Here is a 24,876-nt window from a genome sequence, read left to right on the forward strand (position 1 = left end):
GGCGTCGTCCATCTCAACGCGCATCTTGTCGGCGTTGGTGACGAAGTAGGGCGAGATGTAGCCGCGGTCGAACTGCATGCCCTCGACGACGTCGAGCTCAGTCTCGAGCGACTTGGCTTCCTCGACGGTGATGACACCCTCGTTGCCGACCTTCTTCATGGCGTCGGCGAGGAACTTGCCGATCTCCGCGTCACCGTTGGCCGAGATGGTGCCGACCTGGGCGATCTCGTCGTTCGAGGTTACCTTCTTGGAGTTCTTGACGAGGTCCGCAACGACGGCTTCGACCGCGAGGTCGATACCACGCTTCAGGTCCATCGGGTTCATGCCGGCGGCAACCGACTTCGCGCCTTCACGAACGATCGCAGCCGCGAGCACGGTTGCGGTGGTGGTGCCGTCGCCGGCTGCATCGGCGGACTTGGAGGCGACTTCGCGCACCATCTGCGCGCCCATGTTCTCGAACTTGTCCTCGAGCTCGATCTCCTTGGCGACGGTGACGCCGTCCTTGGTGATGCGCGGAGCGCCGAACGACTTGTCGAGCACGACGTTGCGGCCCTTGGGGCCGAGGGTGACCTTTACCGCGTTGTTGAGAATTTCGACGCCGCGCAACATGCGGTCGCGGGCGTCTACGCCGAACTTGACTTCTTTGGCTGACATGTGGGTCTTCCTGAATGTTTTACTTGGTCTCACCCTTTACGACGCCCAGCAGGGCTCCTCAGGATGAGCGGTGCGAGCGATGGTTTAGGCGGCCTTCTTCTTGGCGGACGCGTCCGTGAGAACGCCCAGGATGTCGCTCTCTTTCATGATCAGCAGGTCGACTTGGTCGATCTTGACCTCGGTGCCGGACCACTTGCCGAACAGGACGCGGTCGCCGACCAGGACGTCGATCGGGATCAGCTTGCCGCTTTCGTCGCGGCCGCCGGGGCCGACGGCGATGACTTCACCTTGCGAAGGCTTTTCCTTGGCAGTGTCCGGAATGATGATGCCGCCAGCGGTCTTTTCTTCTGCGTCAATGCGCTTGACCACGACGCGGTCGTGAAGCGGACGGAATTCCATGCAGATCTCCTAAGCATTTACTTCAGTTGAAGATTTCCCGATTGCTAGCAATCGTGGCCCGCGAGTGCCAATGCAGGCGCAGCTGAAATAGGACCGATTTTTTGGGGAACAAGTGTTTGTAGCAGGAAAAATCCGCTGGGCGGGCGGATCTCTGTTGGGGCCGCCCCAGATCACTTTCTCGGCTTGCCGCGAGCACCCGACTTTCTTCTGAGTGAGTCGTACGGCTCTGCGTCTCAACCCAATCTCGCCGCCACAAAAACCAGAAGTCCACGCGTTCCGAAGAATTCCCCACCAATTCCATCGCAATTTTGAAACGGCTGACACCTGATGGGCTTGCTCTAACCTCGCCGCGAAAATGCCGCCGCGTTCAATGCAGGCTGTTAGGCTTGCAAGTCGAAAAGATAGGCCCACTCAGTCGCCAATCGATATTCCTTGTATTTCCGAGTAAGTCTGCGAACCGGGTGGTCACGCTTGAAAAATGCACCGCGTGCGTATGATGTCCTTGTGGCGGTAAGACGTGGCCCCGCTACGATGCCGATCTCACGATGCCAGCCCATACACCGGTAAATTCCGGCATAGGGGAGCCGTGGCTCCTGGCTCATGATCCTGGTTAAGTGGCTCGCTGTTAGACTCGCGCAGATAATGCCCGTTCTTATAGATCGCGATTCGTCATCTCTCAGTCGGCTAGCTTTAACTTTGCCTGTAGCCATCGGTTCGGGCGCAGAGTTGATCTGAGAAGCTAGCTGAGCCCGCCCTCTGCGAGCGTGCTTGTTTATCTTTCGACAGCGCTCCCGGCAGATTGCCGCTGGTGCGGAGGAGCCCGCGCCATCGCGAGTGTACTTAGAGCTATGGACGCGATCGTATCGGGCGTGTTTTCGTTGCCCGTGCAGCGTTAATGCGCCGAGTGCCTGTTGGCGCTGGAAAACATCGATTCGTTGCACGAGCAGAGTCGTGTTGGACGCTGAAGCGGCATGATCTTTCCCGATATCTTTGTGCGCATGACCAATTAGTTTCGCATGGACGCTCTTGACCGTCATCTACTACCGCGGCAACGAGAGCCAATATAGATCGAGAGAAAGAATGATGGATGTGATTGATCAAGCGAACGGTTCGGAGTTGCCGCCCGTCTTGCAGACCTCATCAAGACGCGTTCCGTGGGTTGTTGGATTTGTCGCCATCTTCATCGGGCTATGCGTTGGGGGTCCATTTTACCGGCCCCATATCGACCGAATGATCGAGGCGCTAGTGGCACGAGAAGTCGTCCCAATGCCGGCGTTGTCACCTGAAGACAAGGCGGCCCTTTCGGAGATTCGGTCGGGGCAACAGCAGGTGAGCGAGGAGATTTCAGCGCTCAACCGCAACATCGATGCGCAGCAAGCCAATTTGAAACGCATGTTAGATCAAATCGCAGCCCTGACCTCAAGAATTGAGTCTCTGCAGAACATTGCTCCGCATCTTCCTGCAGATATTCGTGCGCCAGTAGCCCAGGCCGCTTCAAAGCCGACTACAAGAGCCACTCGCCCGCCTAAAGCAGAAGGGCCCGTTTCCGTCGGGGGTGCGCCGCTGGGTTCTCGAGCCGGAGACGGACCGCCGATGATCCAGTGATGAAGCGTCGAGCCTGCCAGACATGGCGTCACTGAGAGGATGCAAGTCGAACTAGGAGCGAAGATTGCGGTGCTCACGTTCGGTCCTCCCAGGCGCGTTCGGTGAGGAGGACGAGAATGCGGCTCAACCGGTCGAGTCCGAGATCCCTTGTATGGCTCGGGTCTGCGAGGGCAGCCATGGCACCCGCCAGGCCCGCTGCACCGGACGGCGTGGTGGCAAGGCCATCATGGGGGGAGAGTACGCGGACAGCGTCCACCAATTCCGCCTCGGGCACGGTGATGGCGCGAGCGCCGTGACGCCTGAGCACCGCAACGGCGGCCGCACTCGCCTGGCCGCAGGAGAGCATCTGCGCGGAGATCGCCCATCACCCGAATCGGGCGACCGGCCGCGAGCGCGGGCGCGAGACACGCTGCGGTTTCCGGCTCGACCGTCACGATGCAGCCCGGAGATGCCAGCCAGCCCGAGAGGCCCTCGGCGATGGCAGCGGCGAGTCCGCCGACCCCAGCTTGTATAAAGACGTGTGTCGGACGCCCAAGGCCGGCGAAATCCACCTGATCGCGGATTTCCGCCGCCGTGACGCCGTACCCCGCCATGACGTCGCAAACGACGGGTCGTTCGGATCGTCGGTCGTGTCGGCGACAAGAATGCCGGCGCCTTGGCAGGCCGCGGCTGCGGCCGCATCAACTGCATTGTCGTAGGTGCCCGGCACCCATACGATCTCAGCGCCCTGATTCTCGATGCGGCGCGCGCGCGCTTTCGGCACGCTCTCGTGCAGGAACACGCGGGCAGGCGCCCCGGCAAAGCGCGCGGCGGCAGCTACCGCGAGCCCGTGATTGCCGTCACTGGCGCAGACCAGGGTGGGCTGCCCCTTAGGTCGGGCCGCGAGTAGGTCGGCCAACTGCATGCGCGAGGCCCGGGCGAGCGCGCGCAGCCCGGCATAGGTGCCACCAAGCGACTTGAAACTGCCGAGCATGCGGCGGCCCTCGTCTTTCGCTAGCACCTGCGCCACTCCGAGCCGCTCCGCAAGCGCCGGAAGGTTCAGGAGTGGCGTCGGCGCGTACGGGATCGAGGCGGCCAAGCTCGGCTGCGATCGCATTGACTGGTGAAGAGGAGGTGCTGTTCATGCGTTGATCTTGCCCGCTACAGGTGACGGCTGCTGCTGGACCGTTGCACTGCAACTGTTTGCGTCGATCATAATCAGCTGTATTTGCGAGCACCACCCTCGACGACTTCGATCGCGCGCTTTTCGCGGAGGCCCCTTTCGCGCTCGAGTCCGCCTACGCCTTAAATTGCGCATTTGCGCAATGATCTGAGAGGTTTATCGGCAGGACTCTCTTGGAGCCGTAAGAAGTTTGCGAGCAGCACGTGCCCTCGTTGCGTAAGTATCGCGATCTTGCTGTACTATCCTATCGGGACCTTGCCTCGGACTTCACAATCCAGCCTTGGATCCATCACACTCACAGCTGCATGAGGTGCTCGTCAATGTCTGCATGAACCTGTGACCTATATGCCCCGAAGCAAATGCGTTAACCTCAACAACGTGGGACGCTTGGTGAGCCACAACCGCAATACAAGCAATCGCGACAGCGCGAGGTATATCCGGATCTCGCGTGACCAAATCACGTGTCCCCGATATGGCGACGCCGGTGGTGGTGTAGCTCGGCAGAGCAAAGCCCTCCGGACGCGCGCACCTGATCGACGAACCACATCCGCGCTTGCGCAACGGTATGGTCGACATTGCAAGGGGCTCTGCCATTACCGGCTGCAATGTCAAAGATCACCGGAGCTTGATCTGCCCCCGTGCCGCGCCGCCACAGCCGCACCGTGTGCGCATAGCCAGGTGTCGTCGCCATATCCCGCCCATAAGAGCTCGACAGCACCACCGTACCGAGATCAACCCATTCAGCGTCGCGGCTCGGCTTCCGGCAACACGAAGCTATCGCGAGCGACCGCTTTCCCGTCGATGTTGAACTCACGGAAGGGGACAGCATCGCTGGCGCGCCGGCAGGCTCAGCACTCCTGCGTCCATGAGCCCCGGGCAGCGAGGCCGTCGCATTCAGAAGCCGGTCTTCACCGTCGCTGATGCCGAGCTGGCCGATGTCGAGCAGAATGTCCCACAAGGCGGCGCGCGAATTCTTCCAGAGTGGTTCGTCGCCAGAGGCCGCGCGGACTGTTGGCGCACTTCCAGAGATTGTAGAGATAGCCGCCGGGCGGCTAATATAAGGTATATTGTCTGATCAATCATAAATCGAGGCCAGCGCGTCCCGCTCCCGCTCGAATGCCGCTCCGTCAAACGTCTGCAAGGTCTTGTAATTCTCCCGGTTGATAAATCTCAGCGCCTGCGCGCTTTCGATCTGTTCCAATCACAATATGGATCATCGTCTGGAGCCGAGAACGAGGGCTTTCCAGCCCGCCACTTTGTCTTCGCTCTTGCTTTGGTTGCAGTTCACTACCTCCAGTCCTGGCATTTAGGCGCACCGTGGGTCTGGCATCCGCGGTGAAGCGCCGTCTCTCGTAAGTTTCTACGACCTGACGAGACGTGAGATGCAAGGCCAGTCCTTGGCGGATGTCGCACGGCATCACAGCTTTAGTGCTGATGACAATACGCCCGCGGTTGGAGCGATCCCAGCGAAGCTCGACTGAAGAATTGCGGCGATGGCCCTCACGACGCAGCCCGACGCGGGCGCCATTCTGCGGTGCTGCTCTGTTCGCGGATATCACGTCGCAGAACCAGCCGACGTTTCGAGCGAACAGTACTTGGGCTCCTTCGCCTGCGTGATCGAGGCGATCGTTTCCGTCATCAAAGTCTGGTCCTCCCTGCATGTGCACTCCGGTATTCGGCAAATGTGTGTTGTGTTCGATTCCGACGCGGCCGTGTTTCAATGCACGTGTGTCGCGAAAACGACATTCCCGAGCCGAGGCAGTGGCGGTTTACAGAGCGGAAGGAAGTTCTGTCTTAATTTATATGCGATACGTTTAGCGTCGCGTGGGTGGCCGCTATTGGGTCACTCGGACACCATGACATCCTGAACGAATCTCCATCACGTCAGCGAAAGGCGTATCGCCAACCGTGCTACGGTTGACGCCAGAAAGCCCGACCTTCAAGTTCAAATTTATCAATTTGCGCGTTGCGGGCTCCCCGTGCGACTACCACCTTTCACATCCGTAAGATTGGTTGTCTTTCCAACATCGCGCATACGCGCCAGATGAGCAGGTCATCGAGGGGCGTCCGCCCCCGAGGCGCTCGCGCTGGCGCCGCGGATCTGCGGCATCTGCTCGGTCTCGCAGTCGGTCGCCGCGGCTGCCGCTCTTCGCGATGCGATGGCGGCCGAGGTCGCGCCGAACGGGATACTCGTCACCAATCCCGCGCATGCGGCGAAGAATGCCGCCGATCATCTCATGCACTTCTACATCTTCTTCATGCCGGACTTCGCTCGCGAGGTCTGTGCCGCGCATGCACTACGAGACACGGGACCGTTTCGCAGCGACGCGCGGCACTGCGGCACGCGATGTCTTGCCGGGGCGGGCGCGGCCGCTCGAACCCATGGGTACCTTCGCCGGAAAGTGGCTGCATAGTGTGGCCTTCTAGCCGGCCGATGACGGCGGCCCGCTGGAAGGCGCTGATCGGCACCGATCTCGGCGACGCCGGCGCACGCTCGGGTGCCATCCAGCACGTCGTGCGCTCGTTCGATCCCTGGATCGTGTGCGCCGCGCATTGAGTGGTCTCTCGCGCGGGGGCGGAAACTTCGTTGTCGCCTGAAATCGAATTGTTTCCGCTTTTCTCGGTCGCGGCACGCGCGCGCACCGCAATTCGAGCAATTCAAATCTGCGACAATTTGGTATCACTCTACTCTACTTTCCTTACCTCTTCCAGTGCTTGGCCTGCTTCTTGCTGTCCTTGGCGTTATAGAGAAGTCAAAGCCGAGGCGAGAGGACTCATGGGCGCGGCGACGGAAACGTTTTACAGCGTGATCAGGCGACAAGGTATCACCCGTCGGAGCTTTCACAAATTTTGTAGCCTGACCGCGACGAGTCTCGGACTCGGGCCGCTGGCGACGAGCCGCATCGCGAACGCGCTCGAGACCAAGCCGCGCGTGCCGGTGATCTGGATGCACGGCCTCGAATGCACCTGCTGTTCCGAGAGCTTCATTCGTTCCGCGCACCCGCTGGTGAAGGATGCCGTGCTCTCGATGATCTCGCTCGACTATGACGACACCATCATGGCGGCCGCAGGCCACCAGGCGGAGGCGATCCTCGAAGAGACCCGCGCCAAGCACAAAGGGCAATATATTCTCGCGGTGGAAGGCAATCCGCCGCTGAACGAAGGCGGCATGTTCTGCATCGACGGCGGCAAGCCGTTCGTCGAGAAGCTGAAGATGATGGCGGAGGATGCGATGGCGATCATCGCCTGGGGCGCTTGCGCCTCGTGGGGCTGCGTGCAGGCGGCCAAGCCCAATCCAACGCAGGCGACGCCCATCGACAAGGTCATCCCCAACAAGCCGATTATCAAGGTGCCGGGATGCCCTCCGATCGCCGAAGTGATGACTGGCACTGTCACCTTCATCACCACTTTCGGCAAATTGCCCGAGCTCGACCGTCAGGGCCGGCCGAAGATGTTTCACTCGCAGCGCATCCACGACAAGTGCTACCGGCGGTCGCATTTCGACGCCGGCCAGTTCGTCGAGGAGTGGGACGACGAGGCGGCGCGCAAGGGCTATTGTCTCTACAAGATGGGCTGCAAGGGCCCGACGACCTACAACGCCTGCTCGACTGTGCGCTGGAATGGCGGCCTCTCCTTCCCGATTCAGTCGGGCCATGGCTGCATCGGCTGCTCGGAAGACGGATTCTGGGACAAGGGTTCGTTCTACGACCGTCTCACCAACATCAAGCAGTTCGGCATCGAGAAGAACGCCGACCAGATCGGCATGGTGGCGGCCGGAGCCGTCGGTGCGGCAGTCGCCGCGCATGCAGCGGTGACCGCGGTGAAGCGGCTCGCCGGCAAGCGCAAAGACGCGCACCGCACCAGCTAAGCCGCCAAAGAGATCCAAGGGTAAGAAAATCATGGGTATCCAGACTCCCAACGGCTTCAATCTCGACAATTCCGGCAAGCGCATCGTCGTCGATCCGGTGACCCGTATCGAAGGTCACATGCGGATCGAGGTCAATGTCGACGCCGACAACGTCATCCGAAACGCAGTCTCCACCGGCACGATGTGGCGCGGGATCGAGGTGATCCTGAAGAACCGCGATCCCCGCGACGCCTGGGCGTTCACGGAACGGATCTGCGGCGTCTGCACCGGCACGCACGCGCTGACCTCGGTGCGCGCGGTCGAGAACGCGCTCGGGATCACCATTCCGGAGAACGCCAATTCGATCCGCAATCTGATGCAGCTTGCCTTGCAGGTGCACGACCACGTCGTTCACTTCTATCACCTGCACGCGCTGGATTGGGTCGATTTGGTCTCCGCGCTTTCGGCCGACCCGCGGGCAACCTCGATGCTCGCGCAGTCGATCTCGAGCTGGCCGCTGTCGTCGCCGGGTTACTTCAAGGACCTGCAAACCCGTCTCAAGAAGTTCTTCGAGTCGGGGCAGTTGGGGCCCTTCAAGAACGGCTATTGGGGCAGCAAGGCGTACAAGCTGCCGCCTGAGGCCAATCCGGATGGCGGTCGCGCACTATCTGGAGGCGCTCGATTTCCAGAAGGAGATCGTCAAGATCCAAACCATCTTCGGCGGCAAGAATCCGCATCCGAACTGGCTCGTGGGCGGCGCGCCCTGTCCGATCAACGTCGACGGCACGGGCGCGGTCGGTGCCATCAACATTGAGCGCCTGAACCTGATCTCGTCCATCATCGATCGCCTGATCGAGTTCAACGAGCAGGTCTACCTGGCCGACGTGGCGGCGATCGGTTCGTTCTACAAGGACTGGCTCTACGGCGGCGGTCTTGCCGGCAAGAGCGTACTCTCTTATGGCGACGTGCCGGAACACGCCAACGACTACTCCTCCAAAAGCCTGAAGCTGCCGCGGGGCGCCATCATAAACGGCAATCTTTCGGAGGTGCTTCCCGTCGATCATGCCAACCCCGATGAGATCCAGGAGTTCGTGGTTCACTCCTGGGACAAATATCCCGACGAAACCAAGGGACTGCATCCCTGGGACGGCCTGACCGAGCCGAACTACGTGCTGGGACCCAAGGCGAAAGGCACCAAGACCGCGATCGAGCAGCTCGACGAGGGCGGAAAATATTCATGGATCAAGGCGCCGCGCTGGCGGGGTCACGCCATGGAGGTCGGCCCGCTGGCGCGTTGGGTGGTGGGCTATGCGCAGAACAAGGCCGAGTTCAAGGATCCTGTCGACAAGTTCCTGAAGGATATGGATCTTCCGCTATCGGCGCTATTCTCGACGCTCGGTCGCACGGCGGCGCGCGCGCTGGAGTCGGTCTGGGCCGGACGACAAATGCGCTACTTCCAGGACAAGCTCGTCGCCAACATCAAGGCCGGCGACAGCTCGACCGCGAACGTCGACAAGTGGAAGCCGGAGAGCTGGCCGAAGGAGGCCAAGGGTTTTGGCTTCACCGAAGCGCCGCGCGGCGCGCTGGGGCACTGGATAAGGATCAAGGAAGCCAAGATCGACAACTACCAGTGCGTGGTGCCGACCACCTGGAACGGCTCACCGCGCGATCCGCAAGGGAACATCGGTGCATTCGAGGCCTCGCTGATGAACACCCCGATGGTCAATCCCGAGCAGCCTTTAGAGATCCTGCGGACGATCCATTCCTTCGATCCGTGCCTGGCCTGCTCCACGCATGTCATGAGTCCGGACGGCCAGGAAATGGCCAGCGTCAAGATCAGGTGAAGCAGGGGGAAACGCCATGATCGATGTAGCTGCACGTCCGGCGGAAGCCGAGCCGGACCTCTCCGCGATAGCGGCCGAGGCGGCCGGCGAACATGCGGTCGGCCGTCCCGCCGTCTATGTCTACGAAGTGCCAGTGCGGATCTGCCACTGGGTGAACGCGTTCACGATCATCGTGCTGATGGTGACTGGTTATCTGATCGGAACGCCATTGCCCTCGGTCGAGGGCGAGGCCTCGGCGAACTTCGTGATGGGCTATATCCGCTTTGCCCATTTCGCGGCGGGGCAGGTGCTGGCGGTGTTCTTCCTTGCCCGCATTCTGTGGGGCTTCGTCGGAAATCACCATTCCCGGCAGATTTTCTATCTGCCGGTGCATCGCAAGCACTTCTGGAAGGAAGTGCTGCATGAAATCCGCTGGTATGCGTTCCTGGAGCGCGAGCCGAAGATGTATGTCGGCCACAACCCGCTGGCGCGGACCGCGATGTTCACGGGCTTCACGTTGTCCGTGGCGTTCATGATCGTTACCGGTTTTGCGCTCTATTCGGAAGGTGCGGGCACCGACAGTTGGCAGCACAAGCTGTTCGGCCGGGTGTTCGCCATCTGGCCGAACAGCCAGGACGTTCACACCTGGCATCATCTCGGCATGTGGGCGCTGGTCGTGTTCGTGATGGTGCACATCTACGCCGCGGTCCGCGAGGACATCATGTCGCGCCAGAGCATCATCTCCTCGATGATCTCCGGCGAGCGGCAATTCCGCGACTGAGAAACTGGAATGATACCGATGCCGACATCTTCGCAAGCAAACCGCATCCTGGTGCTCGGCATCGGCAACATCCTGTGGGCCGACGAAGGCTTTGGCGTGCGCGCGGTGGAGGAATTCAATCGCCGCTACGCCGTGCCCGACAATGTCACCATTCTCGACGGCGGCACGCAGGGGCTCTACCTCGTGAACTACCTGGAGGATGCGCATCGTTTGATCGTGTTCGACGCGATCGACTATGGGCTGGAGCCCGGGCAGTTGAAGCTCGTTCGTGACGACGAGGTGCCGCGTTTCACCGGCGCCAAGAAGATCAGCTTGCACCAGACCGGCTTCCAGGAGGTCATCAGTGCGGCCGACCTGCTTGGCCGTTGTCCGCGACATCTCGCATTGATCGGCTGCCAGCCGCTCGACGTCGAGGATTGGGGTGGGCCGCTGACTGAGCCGGTGCGCGATCAGATCGCGCCGGCGCTCGAGCTTGGTTGCGAGATCCTGGCCGAATGGCGCGTCGAGGTGATGCCGCGCACGGCGCCGTTGGCAGAATCGGAGCGGCTGCTCGCCAACGACATCGATCATCAGCAATACGAGATGAGGGGGCGGCCTGCCTGACCGGCTGCACCGTCGGAGATCCACCATGTGCCTCGGCTTGCCGATGACGATCGTTGAGACTGACGGGATATCGGCGCTGTGCGAGTTCCGAGGCGAGCAGCGGCGCGTTTCGATGCTGCTGCTCTCGAACCCGCCGGCCGGTGCGAGGGTGCTGGTCTCTATCGACACCGCCGTTCGGCTCCTGCATCAGGCCGAGGCGCTCCTGATCGGTGCCGCGATCGACGGTCTCGGCGCAGCGATCAATGGCGAGGATTGCGATCGCTTCTTCGCCGACCTCATTGACCGCGAGCCGCAACTGCCCGAGCATCTCCGGCTTGATTAGAGCGGCAGCCCGCTCCGCGAGAGCCCGCGACTTCGCTGGAAGATAAATGTCTATCTGCTAAGTTCATTTTCATCCGATATGGAAATTAGCTTTCCGTCTTGGGATTGATGCATCTCCTGTCGTGGAAATATATGATTCAAATCAATTAGATAAATTAGGAAACGTGATAGCCGTCCTTGGCACGTACCTTGCTGATCGCTGTTCCCAGCAGAATCATAAGCTTGTCAGGGGAGGTCTGATGAAATTACAGCAGGGAAGGCAGGATCTGGCGCGGCGTGGCTTGCCCGAGGTGGATGCTGCGACGGTCGATCGTTTTCTGAACACGACCGACGAGGCCCGCGCCATCGCCGTGTTGCTGTCGGCGGGAGACCCCGCGCGTTTTCCGGAGGCGATCGATGTCAGGGTCGTGCTGCCGGAGCTGATCGAGGCATTCAAGGGTGGGTTGCGTGCCGCGGTGATCGCCCGCGGTGCCGAGAGCGAACTCGGCCACCGTTTTGGCGTGCGCGTGCAGCCGACGCTGATCTTCGTCGCCAGCGGCGAGACACTCGAGCTGATCGCGAAGATCCAGGACTGGTCAATCTATGTCGACCGCATCACAAAGCTGATCGACCGTCCGCGCGGCACGAGCGCCGTTGTCATGATGACCATCGTTCCCCAGCACCGCCAAGGTGTTGAACTATGAAAGCGGGTTTCTGGACTGTGCCCGAGGGCGCGGAGGAGCCGATCAACGTGTTTCCGATCGGCGATGAGAGCCTGAACGCGACGGGCGGCAGCCTGACCGCGGCCGGTGCCTTGGCGAAGCTTGCCACGCTCGACAGCGCGGAACTCGCCAGGATCTGCCCGAACGCCATCGAGCTGTTGTCGAACGTGGCCGCAGCGATCGCGAGCCAGAAGGCCGACATGCCGACGCAACTGTTTCGGCTTAGCAATCTCAACGACCTCGAGCGCAAGCTGATTGCCGACGTGATGGGCGAGGGCGAAGCGGCCGCCGTGGTTGCGCTGCCCGATGGATCGTTGGCGCAGATCCAGGAATCTGTGCTGGCCGGGATCTGGCGCGTGCGGCTCGGGAGCGACGCCAATCACGAATACCTCGAGGTCGGGCCGATCCCGGAGATCGTGAAGCGCGCCGCTGCCGATCTCACGGCTGCGGATTTCGAGATCGGGCAGGCCCCCGAAGGGGCCATGAACGTGCTGCCGGTGCTTGCGGAAATCCGCGAGCGGGCGCTCGCATGACGGCCGGGCATCCGCTCGCAGATCATCAATTTCACGCTGCTGCCGATGAGCCCGGTCGACATGAGTTTTCTCCAGGACACGATCAAGAACGGGCCGATCAACTGCGTTCTCGCGGCTACGGTACCTGCCGGGTGCTCTCCACGGGCATCCGCAATGTCTGGTCGGTGCAGTTCTTCAACGCCATGGACACCGTCATCCTCGATACGCTGGAGGTCGGCGGCGTGCCCACGGTGGCGATTGCGGCTAACGAGGATTTCGAGGACTCGGCTGAGCGGCTTCAGGAGATGATCGAGGCCTATTTCAAATGAGCGGGTTCGAGAATTTTGGGGTGCGCCAGGACATCGCTGATGTCACGCGGCTGGAATGCAGCATCTGCTGGACGGTCTATGATCCCAGCGATGGCGACGGGGTGGCACAGATCGCGCCCGGCACTCCGTTCGCGGCGTTGCCGAAAGACTGGTGCTGCCCGAACTGCGACTCTCCAAAATCCAAGTTCATGGCGCTCCAGTCATGACGGCAGATGCGCAAATTCCTGCCAGCGACGCCAACGCCGAAGCGTGGGGCGAGCTCTTGGCAGGAAGCTATCGGGAGATCGGCGAGCGCGCGATGCGCGATCTGCCGATCTACAACGACGCGCTCGGCGTCGAAGCGGTCGGTTTCCGCTGGTTCAACGGCACGACGATCGGCATCATGGTCACGCCCTGGTTCATGAACGTGGTGATCCCGGCGGGCGCGATCGCGCGGGATACTTCGGGCCCGAGCTTGCAAATCCGCTTCCCTGCGGGCGATGTCGAATTCACTCTCAGCGAGGTCGGACAAATGGGCCTGATCGCGAGCTGCTCGCTGTTCTCGCCGATGTTCCAGTTTGCGGACATGGTCGCCGCGCGGGCGACGGCCGAAGCGACCTTCGCCGAGCTGATGCTGCCGGCCAACAGGGAGGAGGCGGTCCGTCGTCGCGAGCCCGCAACAAGCCCGATCGATCGGGGTAACTTCCTGCGCGGTGTTCTGACGGAGCGGTGCGGATGAGCCTGGCCTTCCGGAACGAGATCGACATCACGGTGTGGCTCGCCGGCGGCACGATCGCCGACGTTGCAATCCGGCCGCGCAGCCGGCCGCCGTTGACGCGCTTGTTCGCGGGAAAGCTGGCCTCGTCACTGCCGTCGGTGCTGCCGCGTCTGTTCTCCCTGTGCTCGATGGCGCATCAGGTAGCTTTCCTGTCCGCGGTCGAGGCGGCGCGGGGCGAGGATGCCGGTCTCCAGATCGAGCGCGGTCGCGTCGTCGCTGTCGTCGCCGAACGCCTGACCGAATTGTTACGCGGCCTGTGCGTTGGCCGTCTCACGCTTGACGGCGCCGGCGCCGCAGCGGTTCGTGCCATGATGGAGGCCACGGCCGTTCTGGGTGGCAGCATCGCCGAGCGCGGGGAGGCGGTCTCGCGCCGCGAGGCGGTGGCGAAGATCAGGGCATCGCTCACCGCGCTCGGGATCGCGAGCGAGGAGCAAACCCCCGGGGCCGGCAGCGCGCTGGCGGTACATCTTGCGAATTTCGATGGCGATGCCTTGTTGCCGCCGGTCGTCGAACAGTCATTCCTGTCGGCAGCCGACGATCTCGAAATCGTCATGCGGCTGCTCGCCGATGGCGCGATATTCTCCGATGCGCCTGATCTCCATGGCCGGATTCCGGAGACCGGCGTCTGGGCGCGGCGGGTTAGGCGCGAGCCGATCCTGCCGCCGGGCGCGGGGCCCGCCGAGCGTCTGAAGGCGCGGATCGCGGAAGTGGCGCGGCTCTGCGGCTTCCTCGAGGCGGACGATGGGACAGTCGAGGACGGTGTCCTCCAGAGCTACCGGCTGGGGACCGGCAGAGGCGCGGGTGCCGTCGAATGCGCTCGGGGCCGGCTCTATCATGCCGTCGAGCTCGACGATGAAGACCGCATCCTCCGCTTCGAATTCTTGGCGCCGACGGAGTGGAATTTCCATGCCCGCGGGCCGTTGGTTCGTAGCCTCCAGGGCTCCGTTCTCGCCGGGGGCCGGCAGGGGCTGGATGCGGTCCGCGCGCTCGTCGGCTCGTTCGATCCGTGCGTCGGCTTCAGCCTCAGCTTCCGCGAGATCGGCCATGCATGAGATGGCGCTGTGCCAGGGAATCGTCGAGATTATCCAAGAGGAGTCGCGCAAGCGCGCCTTCGCTAGGGTGAACGTCGTGTGTGCCTGGAGATCGGCGCGCTCAGCCATGCTGCGCCTGAGGCGATGAAGTTCTGCTTCGAGGCCGTCGCCGCGCGCACCATTGCGCAAGGAGCAAGGCTCGAGATCGTCGAGACGCCGGGAGCGGCCTGGTGCGCGGCCTGCTCCAAAGGCGTCGAGATCAAGCAGCGCTATGAGCCGTGTCCGTCCTGCGGCAGCTATCAATTGCAGGTGACCGACGGCGAAGACATGCGCGTGAGGGAACTGGAGGTCGACTGATGTGCACGGTATGCGGTTGCCGCGATGCCAAAGCGTCCACAGAACACACCTATGATCATTCCCATGATCATTCCCATGGGTACGATCATTCGCATCATCATGGGCACAGCGACGACCATCACCATCATCATGATCACGCGCCCCGCGATGGCGGACTGGTCGATTGCAGCGCCAACCCGGCAGGCCAGCAGATCGCCGGCATGAGCAGCGACCGCATCATCCAAGTCGAGCGTGACATTCTCGGCAAGAACAATCGGCTTGCCGCCGACAACCGCGCGCGCTTCCGCACCGACGACCTGCTCGTCTTCAACCTGGTCTCGAGCCCCGGCGCCGGAAAAACCTCGCTTCTGGTTCGCGCCGTGTCCGAGCTGAAGGACAGCTTTCCCATCGGCGTGATCGAAGGCGATCAACAGACCTCCAACGATGCCGAACGGATTCGCTCGACCGGCGTGCCGGCGATCCAGGTCAATACCGGCAAGGGCTGCCATCTCGATGCCGCCATGGTCGGCGCAGCCTATGACCGCTTGTCCTGGCTTAACGGCGGCATCCTCTTCATCGAGAACGTCGGTAATCTCGTCTGTCCCGCGGCGTTCGATCTCGGCGAGGCCTGCAAGATCGTGGTGTTCTCGACCACGGAAGGCGAGGACAAGCCGCTGAAATATCCGGACATGTTCGCAGCCTCCTCTCTGATGCTGATCAACAAGATCGATCTTGCGCCCGTACTCGACTTCGATCTTGCAAGGACGATCGAATATGCGCGCCGGGTCAGTCCGAAGATCGAGGTTTTGACGGTGTCGGCGTGCACCGGTGAGGGTTTTGCGGCATTCTATGCTTGGATTCGTAAGCGAGTTGCACAGATGAAGCCGACCGAGATGGCGGTGTCGGGATGAGCATGAGCGGCGAGGCCATGGCGCGAGAGCGAAGACGGCTGCGCCTGCATGTGCGCGGCGCCGTGCAGGGCGTGGGCTTTCGTCCGTACGTCTACGGCCTCGCCGCGCGCTATCGGCTCGGCGGCTTCGTTGCCAATGATCCCGATGGCGTGGTGATCGAGGTCGAGGGCGACCGCGCCGCCGATTTTGTCCATGCGCTCCCGCTGGAAAAACCGCCACTTGCTCGGATAGACGAGATTTCAGTGCAACCGGTCGGCATCACCGAAAGCGACGAGTTCCACATCCGCGCCAGTGAGCAGGGCAAGGTCTCGACCCGGATCGCCGCCGATGCCGCCACCTGTCCGCAGTGTCTGAGCGAGCTGTTTGATCCGGCGAGCCGCTTCCATCTCTATCCTTTCGTCAACTGCACCCATTGCGGCCCGCGCTACACCATCGCCGAGCGGCTGCCCTATGACCGCGGTACCACCGCGATGAGGCGCTTCGCGATGTGCACGGCCTGCGCAGCAGACTATGCCGATCCGGCGAGCCGTCGCTTCCACGCCGAAGCAATTGCCTGCCCGCGATGTGGGCCAAGGATCAGTCATGGTACCAAACAGATCGCCACTGCGATCGCCGACGGGAGGATCGTCGCGATCAAGGGGCTCGGCGGATATCAATTGCTGTGCAATGCCCGTGAAGATGCGGCCGTGTGGCGTCTGCGCCACCGGAAGCATCGCAACCAGAAGCCGTTCGCCGTCATGGTCGGCTCGGCGGATGTGGTCGGGGAGATCGCTGAAATCGATGCGGTCGCGCTCGCGCTGCTGGAATCCTCGCCGCGGCCAATCGTGCTGATGAGATCCCGCGATATGCTCGCGCCCTCGATTGCGCCGGAGCTGTCGCGGATCGGGGTCATGCTGCCCGTCGTGCCGCTGCATCATCTGGTGCTGAAGGCGCTCAATTCGGGGCATCCGCGAGCGGACGGCGCAAGTTGGGCGATCGTGGCAACCAGCGCCAATCCTGGCGGCGAGCCGCTGGTGATCGTCAATGACGAGGCCAAACGGCGGCTTGCCGGCATCGCCGACCTGATCGTCACGCACGACCGCGATATCGTCACCCGCGCGGACGACTCTGTCGTGTCGGTAGTCGCGGGGCGGGCGCAGTTCATCCGCCGCGCACGCGGCTATATTCCAGAGCCGATTAGGCTCGCGAAGTCGGTCCCGCCGGTGCTTGCGGTCGGCGGCGCGCTGAAGTCGACGGTCACCCTCATCCGCGGCAACGAAGCCTTCGTCTCCCAGCACATTGGCGATCTCGACACCGCGGAAGGCATTCGCTTTTTCGAGGAGACCGTGGATCACCTGCTCTCGACGCTGGACATCGACCCAGTCGTCATCGCCCACGACCTGCATCCGAACATGGCCTCTACCCGTTTCGCCGAAGCCAGCGGGAGGCGGCTGATCGCGGTCCAGCATCACCATGCCCATGCGGCATCCGTGATGGCGGAACATCGCGTCGCAGGGCCGGCGTTGGCGCTGGTGCTCGACGGCTTCGGTTATGGCAGCGACGGTGGCAATTGGGGCTGCGAGTTGCTCTCGTGCGATGGTGCACGCTTCCGGCGACTCGGACATCTGGCCCCGATGAAGATGCCGGGTGGCGATCGCGCGACGCGCGAGCCGTGGCGCATGGCGGCGAGCGTGCTGCATGCCTTGCGGCGCGGCGACGCGATTGCGAAGCGCTTTGCGATGCAGCCGCAGGCTGCGCGTCTCTGCGCTATGCTCGACCAGCCCGGCGTGGCGACGACGACCAGCGCCGGCCGGCTGTTTGACGCGGCGGCGGGGCTGCTTGGTCTCTGTCCGGTGCAGAGTTACGAGGGCGAAGCCGCAATGAAGCTGGAAGCGCGTGTCCGCACACCGCGCCTCGCCGAGGACGGCTGGACGATCGAGAGTGGCGTGCTGTCTCTTTTCCCCTTGCTCGCACGCCTTGCCGTCGATCCGGTCGATGGGGCCGAGCTCTTCCATGGCACCTTCGCCGCCGCCTGCATCGACTGGATCGCGCGCGCGGCACTGGAGACCAGCGTCACGACTGTCATCGTGAGCGGTGGCTGCTTCCTCAACGCGATCCTCGCAGACGAGATCGGGCGCGGCTGCGTCGCCGCCGGGCTCTCGCCGTTGCTGCCTCGCCAGGTGCCGTCCAATGACGGAGGCCTCAGCCTCGGGCAGGCCTGGGTCGCCGCGCTCCAACTCCTCGAGCAGCAAGGCCCGGAGGGAAACGCCTGATGTGTCTCGCCATACCTGCTGAGGTCACAAAGCTCTTGCCCGACGACATGGCCGTCGTCTCGATCGATGGTGTCAGCAAGGAGATCTCGGTGGCGCTGATCGAAAACCTCGCCGTCGGCGACTACGTGATCATCCATGTGGGGTACGCCCTGACCAAGATAGATGCGCAGGAGGCGCAGCGGACCCTGGAGCTGTTGCGTGAAATCGGCGCCGAAAGCCGGGAGGCCGCGCAATGAAATATGCCGACGAGTTTCGCGACAAGGAGATCGCGGTGGGATTGGCGATGGCGATTCGCTCGGAGGCCGATCCGGAAAAATCCTATCGTTTCATGGAATTTTGCGGCGGCCACACGCATGCAATCTCCCGCTACGGGCTGGAGGACATGCTGCCGAAGAACGTGCGGATGATCCACGGCCCCGGCTGCCCTGTCTGCGTCTTGCCAGCGGGACGCATCGACATGGCAATCCGGCTCGCCGAACGGCCGGACGTGATCCTTTGCGTCTACGGCGACCTGATGCGGGTGCCGGGCTCGCAGGGTGCCTCGCTGCTGAAGGCTAAGGCGCGCGGCGCCGACGTCCGTATGGTTTATTCCACGATTGATGCAATCCGTGTTGCGGAAGAAATTCCCGGCCGCTCGGTCGTGTTCTTCGCCATCGGCTTCGAGACCACGACGCCGCCGACCGCCGTGATGATCCGGCTCGCCCAGAAGAAGCAGCTCAAGAACGTCAGCGTGTTCTGCAATCATGTGCTGACGCCGCCGGCGATGCAGAACATCCTGGGAAGCCCCGATATCCGCAATATCGGCCCCGTCGAGATCGGCGGCTTCGTCGGGCCGGCCCATGTCTCGGCCATCATCGGCACCGAGCCTTACGAGTACTTTGCCGAAGAATTCGGCAGGCCGGTGGTGATCGCGGGCTTCGAGCCGCTTGACATGATGCAGGCGATCTTGATGCTGGTGCGGCAGGTCAACGAGCACCGACATGAGGTGGAGAACCAGTATAGCCGCGCAGTGACCCGTGACGGCAATCTGCGCGCCAAGGAGGAGGTCTCCGACATCTTCGAGCTGCGCGACCAGTTCGAGTGGCGCGGTCTCGGCCTGGTGCCTTATAGCGGGCTCAAGCTGAAGCGGGCCTACGACAAATACGACGCCGAGGTCCGCTTCGACATGAACGAGCTTCGGGTTGCTGACAATCCGGCCTGTGAATGCGGCGCCATCCTGCGCGGCGTGAAGAAGCCGGTTGACTGCAAGCTGTTCGGCACGGTGTGCACGCCGGAGGCGCCGATGGGGTCCTGCATGGTCTCGTCCGAGGGTGCATGTGCGGCACACTGGACCTACGGCCGCTTCCGCGATCATCAGCAACGGCGGGCGTCATGAAAGCCCATCAGCGCAAGCTCGACATAAGGAACGGCTGCGTCGACCTGTCCCACGGATGCGGTGGCCGCGCGATGTCGCAACTGATCTCGGGCCTGTTCCACGAGGCCTTCGGCAATGAATGGCTGGCGTGCGGCAACGACCAGTCTGCGTTCGATGTCGGCGCCGGGCGCATGGTGATGACGACCGATGGCTATGTGGTCTCGCCGCTGTTCTTTCCCGGCGGCAATATCGGCTCGCTCGCCGTGCATGGCACGGTCAACGACATCGCCATGGCCGGCGCGCGGCCCCTCTATCTCTCGGCGAGCTTCATCATCGAGGAAGGTCTTCGTTTGTCCGACCTGAAGATGATTGCGGATTCCATGGGCGAGGCCGCGCGAGCCGCGGGCGTCTACATCATCACCGGTGACACGAAGGTCGTCGAGCGCGGCAAGGCCGACGGCCTGTTCATCTCGACCGCCGGGATCGGTGTCGTGCCTGCCGGACTCGACCTCTCTGCCGGGAATGCCCGCGTCGGCGATCGTGTCCTGATTTCTGGAACGCTCGGGGATCATGGCGTCGCCATCATGTCCAAACGCCAGAACCTCGCTTTTGAGACCGAGATCGTCTCGGATTCCGCGTCGTTGCATGATATCGTCGCGAGCATGCTGGCGGCCGGCGGCAAGGGCATCCGTTTGATGCGCGATCCGACCCGCGGTGGGCTCGCCGCGACGCTGAACGAGATTGCCCAGCAGTCCGGCCTCGGCTTCCAACTTCAGGAGGCGGCGATCCCGGTGAAGCCCGGTGTTGTTGCGGCCTGCGAACTGCTCGGGCTCGATCCGCTCTACGTCGCCAACGAAGGGAAGCTGGCAGCGATCGTGGCGCCCGAGGTTGCAGCAGCCGTGCTTGTGGCGATGCGGGTGCATCCGCTCGGCCGTGATGCCGCCGAGATCGGCGAGGCTGTGGCAGACGACCAGCATTTCGTGCAGATGGCGACGAGCTTTGGCGGCGGAAGGATCGTCGACTGGCTATCGGGCGAACAATTACCCCGGATCTGTTGAGGCTCAGGATGCGCATTCTGCTTTTGTCGCATTCCTTCAACAACTTGACGCAGCGGTTGCATGTCGAACTCTGCGAGCGTGGCCATGAGGTCTCCGTCGAGCTCGATATCCATCCCGACGCGACCCGCGAAAGCGTTGCGCTGTATCGGCATCCAAAGGAGCTGGCTCGCCTGAAGTCCGCGCTGGCACATTCTCTTCCGCCCTATCCTTCCTGCCTCGACCAGGTCGAGCGCTTCTTCAGGCTCATCACCCCTCGCCCCCATCCGGCACCGCCGACTCAAAAAAAGCGAAGGCCTATCGGCGCCTACAATGCAATTGCACGTCCTGCATGTGAACTTCTGACCCGAACTCCGCCCTCGGAACCTCGCGCGACGTTGTCGGCGAAATTCCGGAACGGAGCTGCGTCGCCGGAACGAAAACTGAGGAACGCAGGCGGCGCATTGTGGCTCAATAGGACATCTGGAGAATGCGCCTACGTGCATTGGGGCAATCGACTCTCGACGGTCACGGAAAGGGACATCGCACTTGTGGTCGAAGCGATAGAGAACAAGGAGGACCCGCCGTAACGAGCGTTGTGAACCATTGTCCGGTTTGTGACAGGACGCGCTCCTTGTCAGTTGCCAGCCCAGACGGCTTCTGCCGAGCGCCGTTTCTAGACAATGATTCAATGTCTATCACGATAGATGAGGAATGGCACAGATGTTGCTATTGAAGTGCATCGTGAGTCCGACTGTTAGCTCACGAACTCGGGGTCAGCCGAAGTTGCGGCGTTTTTCGCTCGACTGCTCGACGGACCGATTAAGTACCCCAAGGGTGAGGTCCTGGGAGACCAACTCCGTCTGCTACAACTTGCTCAGGCTTTTCGTGCGTGTCGGTTCGTGATGGCACAATTCAAGAGGCCCGGTCAGGTAAGTTAAATCCTGATGAGGGATGATGCTTAAGTCGCAGAAAGAAATCCCAAGAGGCGCTCGCGGCAAACCTCGGCTACCTGAAACAGACGGCCACGCAAAACGCGCGCCAAACGAGACTAACAAAGTGCGCTCGCCATCGAGAATGGAAACTGTCGACAATGACGCAAGCCATTGATACCAACAGCCACTTCGGCGTGCATGAGGAGCTAAGTATCCGTGCAACGACGAAAAGCCAGTCCTCGGCAGATGGTGATTTCGTCCGCTACTGGAGCCGAAACAGTGATCGGGCGTCTGCGTTGGCTGCGGTGGAAAGGCGAACTGAGGACGCCGTCAAGAAGTCCGGCATCGGCCTGCGGCTATCTTCCGAGAACTTCACCGGTCACGATCTATCCGGATTTCCGTTGCGGCGATGCATCCTCAATCGTGCGCAACTCCACGGAGCGAAGCTGGATGGGGCCGATCTGTCGGAGGCCAACCTTGTTTGCCCCGGATTAGAGCGCGCAAGCTTCCGCGGAGCCAAGCTCGATTTTGCGTATATGCATGCTATTGCCGCGCAGGTCTGTAATTTCGATGATGCAAGTTTGCGCAATCTCATCGATGCAACCGGTAGCCTATTCCACGGGTGCAGCATGCGAAGGACCCGTTTCGACAACGCAGTCCTAAGTGGCGTCCTCTTCTATCAATGTGACGCGAGCCAGGCTGTTTTTGATGGCGCCGAATTGCAAGGATCGACCATCAATGAATGCTACCTGCCTTACTCGTCCTTCCATTTTGCCAAGCTAAACCAAGTTACGATGACGAAGGCGCATCTGACCGGCAGCTCGCTCTCGCAGTCAAGGGGCGAGTTTCTATCAATCGTCCGCCCCACTTCGATCGATCAGCTAGTGCTAGAAGACGCTCATCTTCCCTATCTCAGGCTTTCAAAGGCGAGCGGTCGCATTCTGGCCAAAGCGCTGAGCGCCCCCTTTGCGGATTTCAGCCTCTCAAATCTCGCGAGGGCGGAGCTCGAGGAGGCAGATCTATCGGAGGCGCGACTTCTGTCCGTAAACCTCGCCAATGCCAACCTGGTCGGCGCGGTGTTGAACGGAGTATCAGTCCGTTCTTGCCAGCTCGATGGAGCTGATCTATCTCGCGCATCAGGGGAAGCCATTTCGATCTTCGAGAGCACGATGCGGTCCGCCCAGTTGCGCGGCTTCCGTGCGCGCTGTGCGTTTATGCGGGACTGCGATATCGATGATTCAGATTTTTCGCAGGCGTACCTATATCGCTCGATGATTACCGGTGATCCTCCTCAGTCCATGGCTTTGAACCGTGCCAATTTCGAGGGAGCCAACCTTGTTCAGTCATATATTGCCGCAGGAATGACTGGCAGCAACCTGGAAGCAGCGCGTACGGCATACGTTCGAATGAATCAATCCTCGCTCTGCAAGACCAACTTGAGTGGAATTTCACCTTTCCAGGCAAGCTTTGTAAAAACAGACTTCTCGGATGCAATGATAACGACGTTTGAACCGCCGTTCTTTGCAGACAGATGTCCTGGGCTCCAGGCTGCTTTGAAGGACGTGGAAGATCAGAAATCCGAACCTTCAGAGTATCTGGCTGAGTTCTCATCGCTAATGAAACGCGGTCGAGAAGGATCGACGTGATTGGGCCAAAGGACGCATGACGATCTGGGGCGCCTCTCATCACAAAGAAGGAAAATGGAGAAGCGGGATGCGTCCCCGTTGTGGCCGGACTCCAGGCGCTCATGAGCTCATTCGCGGCGGGGGTCGATGTGGCCGGTAGCGCTCGCCATGCGTCATGTCTGATCGAGCAGCAGGGCCGCCGGGCAATCAACAAGACGGAGTAGGAAACATGCATCTAGCGTCTCTTTCAGCTGGCAAGACCTTCATTATGGACGTAGCGAGAAGAGGTCAAACTGTCGGCACAGTACACACTTTAGGAGCGTTGCATCTGGGCCACGCGGAGTTAATCAGAAGGGCGGCAGCCGAGAACGATGTGGCCATTGTCACAGTCTATCCGAACAAGATTCAGCTTAGCCCAGGTCCTGAGTACGAGTTCAATTTGGAGGACGACATTGCGCTTGCGCTGGGAGCGGGCGCTTCTGTCGTCATTTCAACGACCGACGCGGAGATGTTTCCGCCAGGATATCGCACCTTTGTGTCTCAAGGGGATTATCCGCTGAGGGCGAGCGGGCCTCATGGGCTCCTAAAGGAAGGTATCACCGGATGCATCCGCTGGATTTGTTTTGCGCGCCCAACTCGCAGTTATTTCGGTTTAAAGGATATTGAACAGGCCCTTCTGGTGAAACAAGCGGTCGCAGACCTGCTTCTTGATTGCGAGATACGATTTGTGCCGACAGTACGATACAAGAATGGAGTGCCTATTTCGTCGCGTTTGCGACACTTCAATCCTTCCGAGCTGGACGAGCTTTCGTCCCTTTTCATGGCTCTGAATCAGTTAAGAAAACAGGCCGCGCGGGGAGTGTCTTGCGCCCAAGATCTGTTAGAATCGGCAAAACCGCTGATCACATTCCGACTGTTTGAATTGGAAAGTCTCCGAATTGTTGGCGCGGACAGCTTTGAAGATCAGAAGCAGATCGAGCTTCCCTTTATAATCAGTGGAGTCGCCGTTGGTCACGGCCTCAGAGTGCCGGACAATATCTATGTGCCGGATCAAGATACACTTTTGGATGGTCCTGCAGATATATGGATCGATTTGCCCAAAAGGTGCGAGTCTGACGTCCATGCACAGTCGCGAGCTTGAAGAGACGGGCGACGGTTCTCGCATTGGCTCTCAATCAGGTAAGACGCTTTTTAGGGAAGGTCCTCGGCGTGGTGGTTTGCAATGCGGCTTCAACACCCTCTGAAGTCGATCGTCCCGGAGTTGCCCTGAAGAAGATGAGCTCTTAGCCCGAAGGGTTTGTTCAAGGAAACGACGGGATCAGGCTGAGATGGTCTCCTTGATGTGCTGCAACGAGTCGATACGCTCAACCATGATCCCGATGGTTGGAACGGTCTGGCTTGCAAGCGGTGGCGCGCCACTCGACGACGGCCGCAAGCATTCTGAGAGAAAAACTAAACGCGCATAGACGCTCGTTAAGCCGAGACTGATTAGTGCTTCTTGGGGTGTGTTGCGCGCACGAATCGCTCGCCTAGGCATTGTCGCTGGCGGCTTGTCGGTGCTTGGCCAGTCCCGATTGTCTCGGAGGAAACATGTGACGGTGCTCACCTGATCGTGACATTCATTGCGAGCGGATCCTCGCTAAGTCGCTATACCTTACTCCAATCCTTTTGATCTGGCGGCGATGATGATTTTCCAGCTCGCTAAAGCACGTCCGACTTCCGGTTGCATCGCGATGTGTCTGGTTTTCGGAAGCAGATCCGTAAAACGGGTGATGTATCCAATGTTGAAACGGCAGCGGGAGCCATAAGCGCGGCGTATCGATCTCTCGCTTCGCGAGCAGTCAGCACCTGCTCTATCTGTCACAGAGAAACAGCCACACATTGAACCGCGAAAATCTTCTCCG

24 protein-coding genes and 5 pseudogenes are annotated in these 24,876 nt (G+C 61.2%); 22 read left to right on the top strand and 7 right to left on the bottom strand.

The features are described from left to right. Positions 1-654 (bottom strand): TCP-1/cpn60 chaperonin family protein (locus IVB36_RS26820; protein WP_276576961.1); only part of this gene is annotated, 654 nt, incomplete at its 3' end. Between the two features lie 84 nt (positions 655-738). Further along, a complete protein-coding gene (locus IVB36_RS26825; protein WP_018459066.1) occupies positions 739-1,053 on the bottom strand; it encodes a co-chaperone GroES in 315 nt (104 codons plus the stop codon). Between the two features lie 1,080 nt (positions 1,054-2,133). Here IVB36_RS26825 and IVB36_RS26830 point away from each other — a divergent pair. After that, positions 2,134-2,658, top strand: a complete 525-nt coding sequence (locus IVB36_RS26830; protein ID WP_247393634.1) for a hypothetical protein — start codon at positions 2,134-2,136, stop codon at positions 2,656-2,658. Between the two features lie 73 nt (positions 2,659-2,731). Here the strand turns inward: IVB36_RS26830 and IVB36_RS26835 are convergent, their stop codons facing one another. The 5 genes and pseudogenes from IVB36_RS26835 to IVB36_RS40200 all read right to left on the bottom strand — a co-directional run bounded on the left by IVB36_RS26835 (position 2,732) and on the right by IVB36_RS40200 (position 5,021). Continuing rightward, positions 2,732-2,965, bottom strand: a complete 234-nt coding sequence (locus IVB36_RS26835) for a hypothetical protein (protein WP_247393636.1) — start codon at positions 2,963-2,965, stop codon at positions 2,732-2,734. Next, a complete protein-coding gene (locus IVB36_RS40590) occupies positions 2,883-3,251 on the bottom strand; it encodes a pyridoxal-phosphate dependent enzyme (RefSeq protein WP_247393639.1) in 369 nt (122 codons plus the stop codon). Before IVB36_RS40590 ends, IVB36_RS26835 begins: the two co-directional genes overlap by 83 nt. 80 nt (positions 3,252-3,331) lie before the next feature. Continuing rightward, a pseudogene (locus IVB36_RS26845) lies at positions 3,332-3,754 on the bottom strand (pyridoxal-phosphate dependent enzyme); the annotation flags it as partial. A 523-nt stretch (positions 3,755-4,277) separates the two neighbouring features. Further along, complete coding sequence (locus IVB36_RS26850; RefSeq protein ID WP_157643095.1) at positions 4,278-4,778, bottom strand: hypothetical protein; 501 nt, start codon at positions 4,776-4,778, stop codon at positions 4,278-4,280. A 117-nt stretch (positions 4,779-4,895) separates the two neighbouring features. Beyond that, positions 4,896-5,021 (bottom strand): hypothetical protein, encoded by a 126-nt coding sequence (locus IVB36_RS40200; RefSeq protein WP_018459068.1) that lies wholly within the window; start codon positions 5,019-5,021, stop codon positions 4,896-4,898. 845 nt (positions 5,022-5,866) lie between these two features. Between IVB36_RS40200 and IVB36_RS26855 the strand changes: the two are divergent. The 21 genes and pseudogenes from IVB36_RS26855 to IVB36_RS26955 form a co-directional block, all read left to right on the top strand. Further along, positions 5,867-6,244, top strand: a pseudogene (locus IVB36_RS26855) (nickel-dependent hydrogenase large subunit); the annotation flags it as partial. Continuing rightward, positions 6,234-6,377 carry a hypothetical protein gene (locus IVB36_RS26860; RefSeq protein ID WP_157643096.1) on the top strand — a complete coding sequence of 48 codons (144 nt, stop codon included), beginning with the start codon at positions 6,234-6,236 and terminating at the stop codon, positions 6,375-6,377. The pseudogene IVB36_RS26855 and the gene IVB36_RS26860, both read left to right, overlap by 11 nt. Positions 6,378-6,596: 219 nt before the next feature. Further along, complete coding sequence (locus IVB36_RS26865) at positions 6,597-7,688, top strand: hydrogenase small subunit (protein ID WP_247393642.1); 1,092 nt, start codon at positions 6,597-6,599, stop codon at positions 7,686-7,688. A gap of 31 nt (positions 7,689-7,719) precedes the next feature. Next, a pseudogene (locus tag IVB36_RS26870) lies at positions 7,720-9,511 on the top strand (nickel-dependent hydrogenase large subunit). A gap of 16 nt (positions 9,512-9,527) precedes the next feature. Then, entirely contained in the window at positions 9,528-10,271 is a 744-nt protein-coding gene (gene cybH, locus IVB36_RS26875; protein ID WP_247393644.1) for a Ni/Fe-hydrogenase, b-type cytochrome subunit, read from the top strand. A gap of 18 nt (positions 10,272-10,289) precedes the next feature. Next, positions 10,290-10,874 carry a HyaD/HybD family hydrogenase maturation endopeptidase gene (locus IVB36_RS26880; RefSeq protein WP_247393646.1) on the top strand — a complete coding sequence of 195 codons (585 nt, stop codon included), beginning with the start codon at positions 10,290-10,292 and terminating at the stop codon, positions 10,872-10,874. Between the two features lie 25 nt (positions 10,875-10,899). Beyond that, entirely contained in the window at positions 10,900-11,196 is a 297-nt protein-coding gene (locus IVB36_RS26885) for a HypC/HybG/HupF family hydrogenase formation chaperone (RefSeq protein ID WP_247282138.1), read from the top strand. A gap of 238 nt (positions 11,197-11,434) precedes the next feature. Then, positions 11,435-11,878 carry a hydrogenase accessory protein gene (locus IVB36_RS26890; protein ID WP_247393678.1) on the top strand — a complete coding sequence of 148 codons (444 nt, stop codon included), beginning with the start codon at positions 11,435-11,437 and terminating at the stop codon, positions 11,876-11,878. Then, a pseudogene (locus IVB36_RS26895) lies at positions 11,875-12,737 on the top strand (hydrogenase expression/formation C-terminal domain-containing protein). Before IVB36_RS26890 ends, IVB36_RS26895 begins: the two are co-directional and overlap by 4 nt. Then, entirely contained in the window at positions 12,734-12,943 is a 210-nt protein-coding gene (locus tag IVB36_RS26900; protein ID WP_247393648.1) for a rubredoxin, read from the top strand. Before IVB36_RS26895 ends, IVB36_RS26900 begins: the two are co-directional and overlap by 4 nt. Further along, entirely contained in the window at positions 12,940-13,455 is a 516-nt protein-coding gene (gene hybE, locus IVB36_RS26905) for a [NiFe]-hydrogenase assembly chaperone HybE (protein WP_247393650.1), read from the top strand. The genes IVB36_RS26900 and hybE overlap by 4 nt, the downstream gene beginning before the upstream one ends. Beyond that, positions 13,452-14,546, top strand: a complete 1,095-nt coding sequence (locus IVB36_RS26910) for a nickel-dependent hydrogenase large subunit (RefSeq protein ID WP_247393652.1) — start codon at positions 13,452-13,454, stop codon at positions 14,544-14,546. The genes hybE and IVB36_RS26910 overlap by 4 nt, the downstream gene beginning before the upstream one ends. Beyond that, positions 14,539-14,882 (top strand): annotated as a pseudogene (gene hypA, locus IVB36_RS26915) (hydrogenase maturation nickel metallochaperone HypA). Before IVB36_RS26910 ends, hypA begins: the two are co-directional and overlap by 8 nt. Then, on the top strand, positions 14,882-15,772 hold the full coding sequence (hypB, locus tag IVB36_RS26920; protein ID WP_247393654.1) for a hydrogenase nickel incorporation protein HypB: 891 nt from the start codon (positions 14,882-14,884) through the stop codon (positions 15,770-15,772). Before hypA ends, hypB begins: the two are co-directional and overlap by 1 nt. Further along, a complete protein-coding gene (gene hypF / locus IVB36_RS26925; RefSeq protein WP_247393657.1) occupies positions 15,769-18,024 on the top strand; it encodes a carbamoyltransferase HypF in 2,256 nt (751 codons plus the stop codon). Before hypB ends, hypF begins: the two co-directional genes overlap by 4 nt. Continuing rightward, on the top strand, positions 18,024-18,260 hold the full coding sequence (locus IVB36_RS26930) for a HypC/HybG/HupF family hydrogenase formation chaperone (protein ID WP_018459070.1): 237 nt from the start codon (positions 18,024-18,026) through the stop codon (positions 18,258-18,260). Before hypF ends, IVB36_RS26930 begins: the two co-directional genes overlap by 1 nt. Then, a complete protein-coding gene (gene hypD / locus IVB36_RS26935) occupies positions 18,257-19,399 on the top strand; it encodes a hydrogenase formation protein HypD (RefSeq protein WP_247393661.1) in 1,143 nt (380 codons plus the stop codon). The genes IVB36_RS26930 and hypD overlap by 4 nt, the downstream gene beginning before the upstream one ends. Then, on the top strand, positions 19,396-20,436 hold the full coding sequence (hypE, locus tag IVB36_RS26940; RefSeq protein ID WP_247393664.1) for a hydrogenase expression/formation protein HypE: 1,041 nt from the start codon (positions 19,396-19,398) through the stop codon (positions 20,434-20,436). The genes hypD and hypE overlap by 4 nt, the downstream gene beginning before the upstream one ends. Positions 20,437-20,444: 8 nt before the next feature. Continuing rightward, on the top strand, positions 20,445-21,002 hold the full coding sequence (locus IVB36_RS26945; RefSeq protein WP_247393668.1) for a hypothetical protein: 558 nt from the start codon (positions 20,445-20,447) through the stop codon (positions 21,000-21,002). A 503-nt stretch (positions 21,003-21,505) separates the two neighbouring features. Beyond that, positions 21,506-22,993, top strand: coding sequence for a pentapeptide repeat-containing protein (locus IVB36_RS26950; protein WP_018459072.1), 1,488 nt, complete (start codon positions 21,506-21,508; stop codon positions 22,991-22,993). 154 nt (positions 22,994-23,147) lie between these two features. Next, on the top strand, positions 23,148-24,113 hold the full coding sequence (locus IVB36_RS26955) for a pantoate--beta-alanine ligase (protein ID WP_247393671.1): 966 nt from the start codon (positions 23,148-23,150) through the stop codon (positions 24,111-24,113). The last annotated feature ends 763 nt before the right edge of the window (positions 24,114-24,876 follow it).

Origin of the sequence: Bradyrhizobium sp. 35 (assembly GCF_023073215.1) — a bacterium.
GTDB lineage: Bacteria > Pseudomonadota > Alphaproteobacteria > Rhizobiales > Xanthobacteraceae > Bradyrhizobium > Bradyrhizobium canariense_D.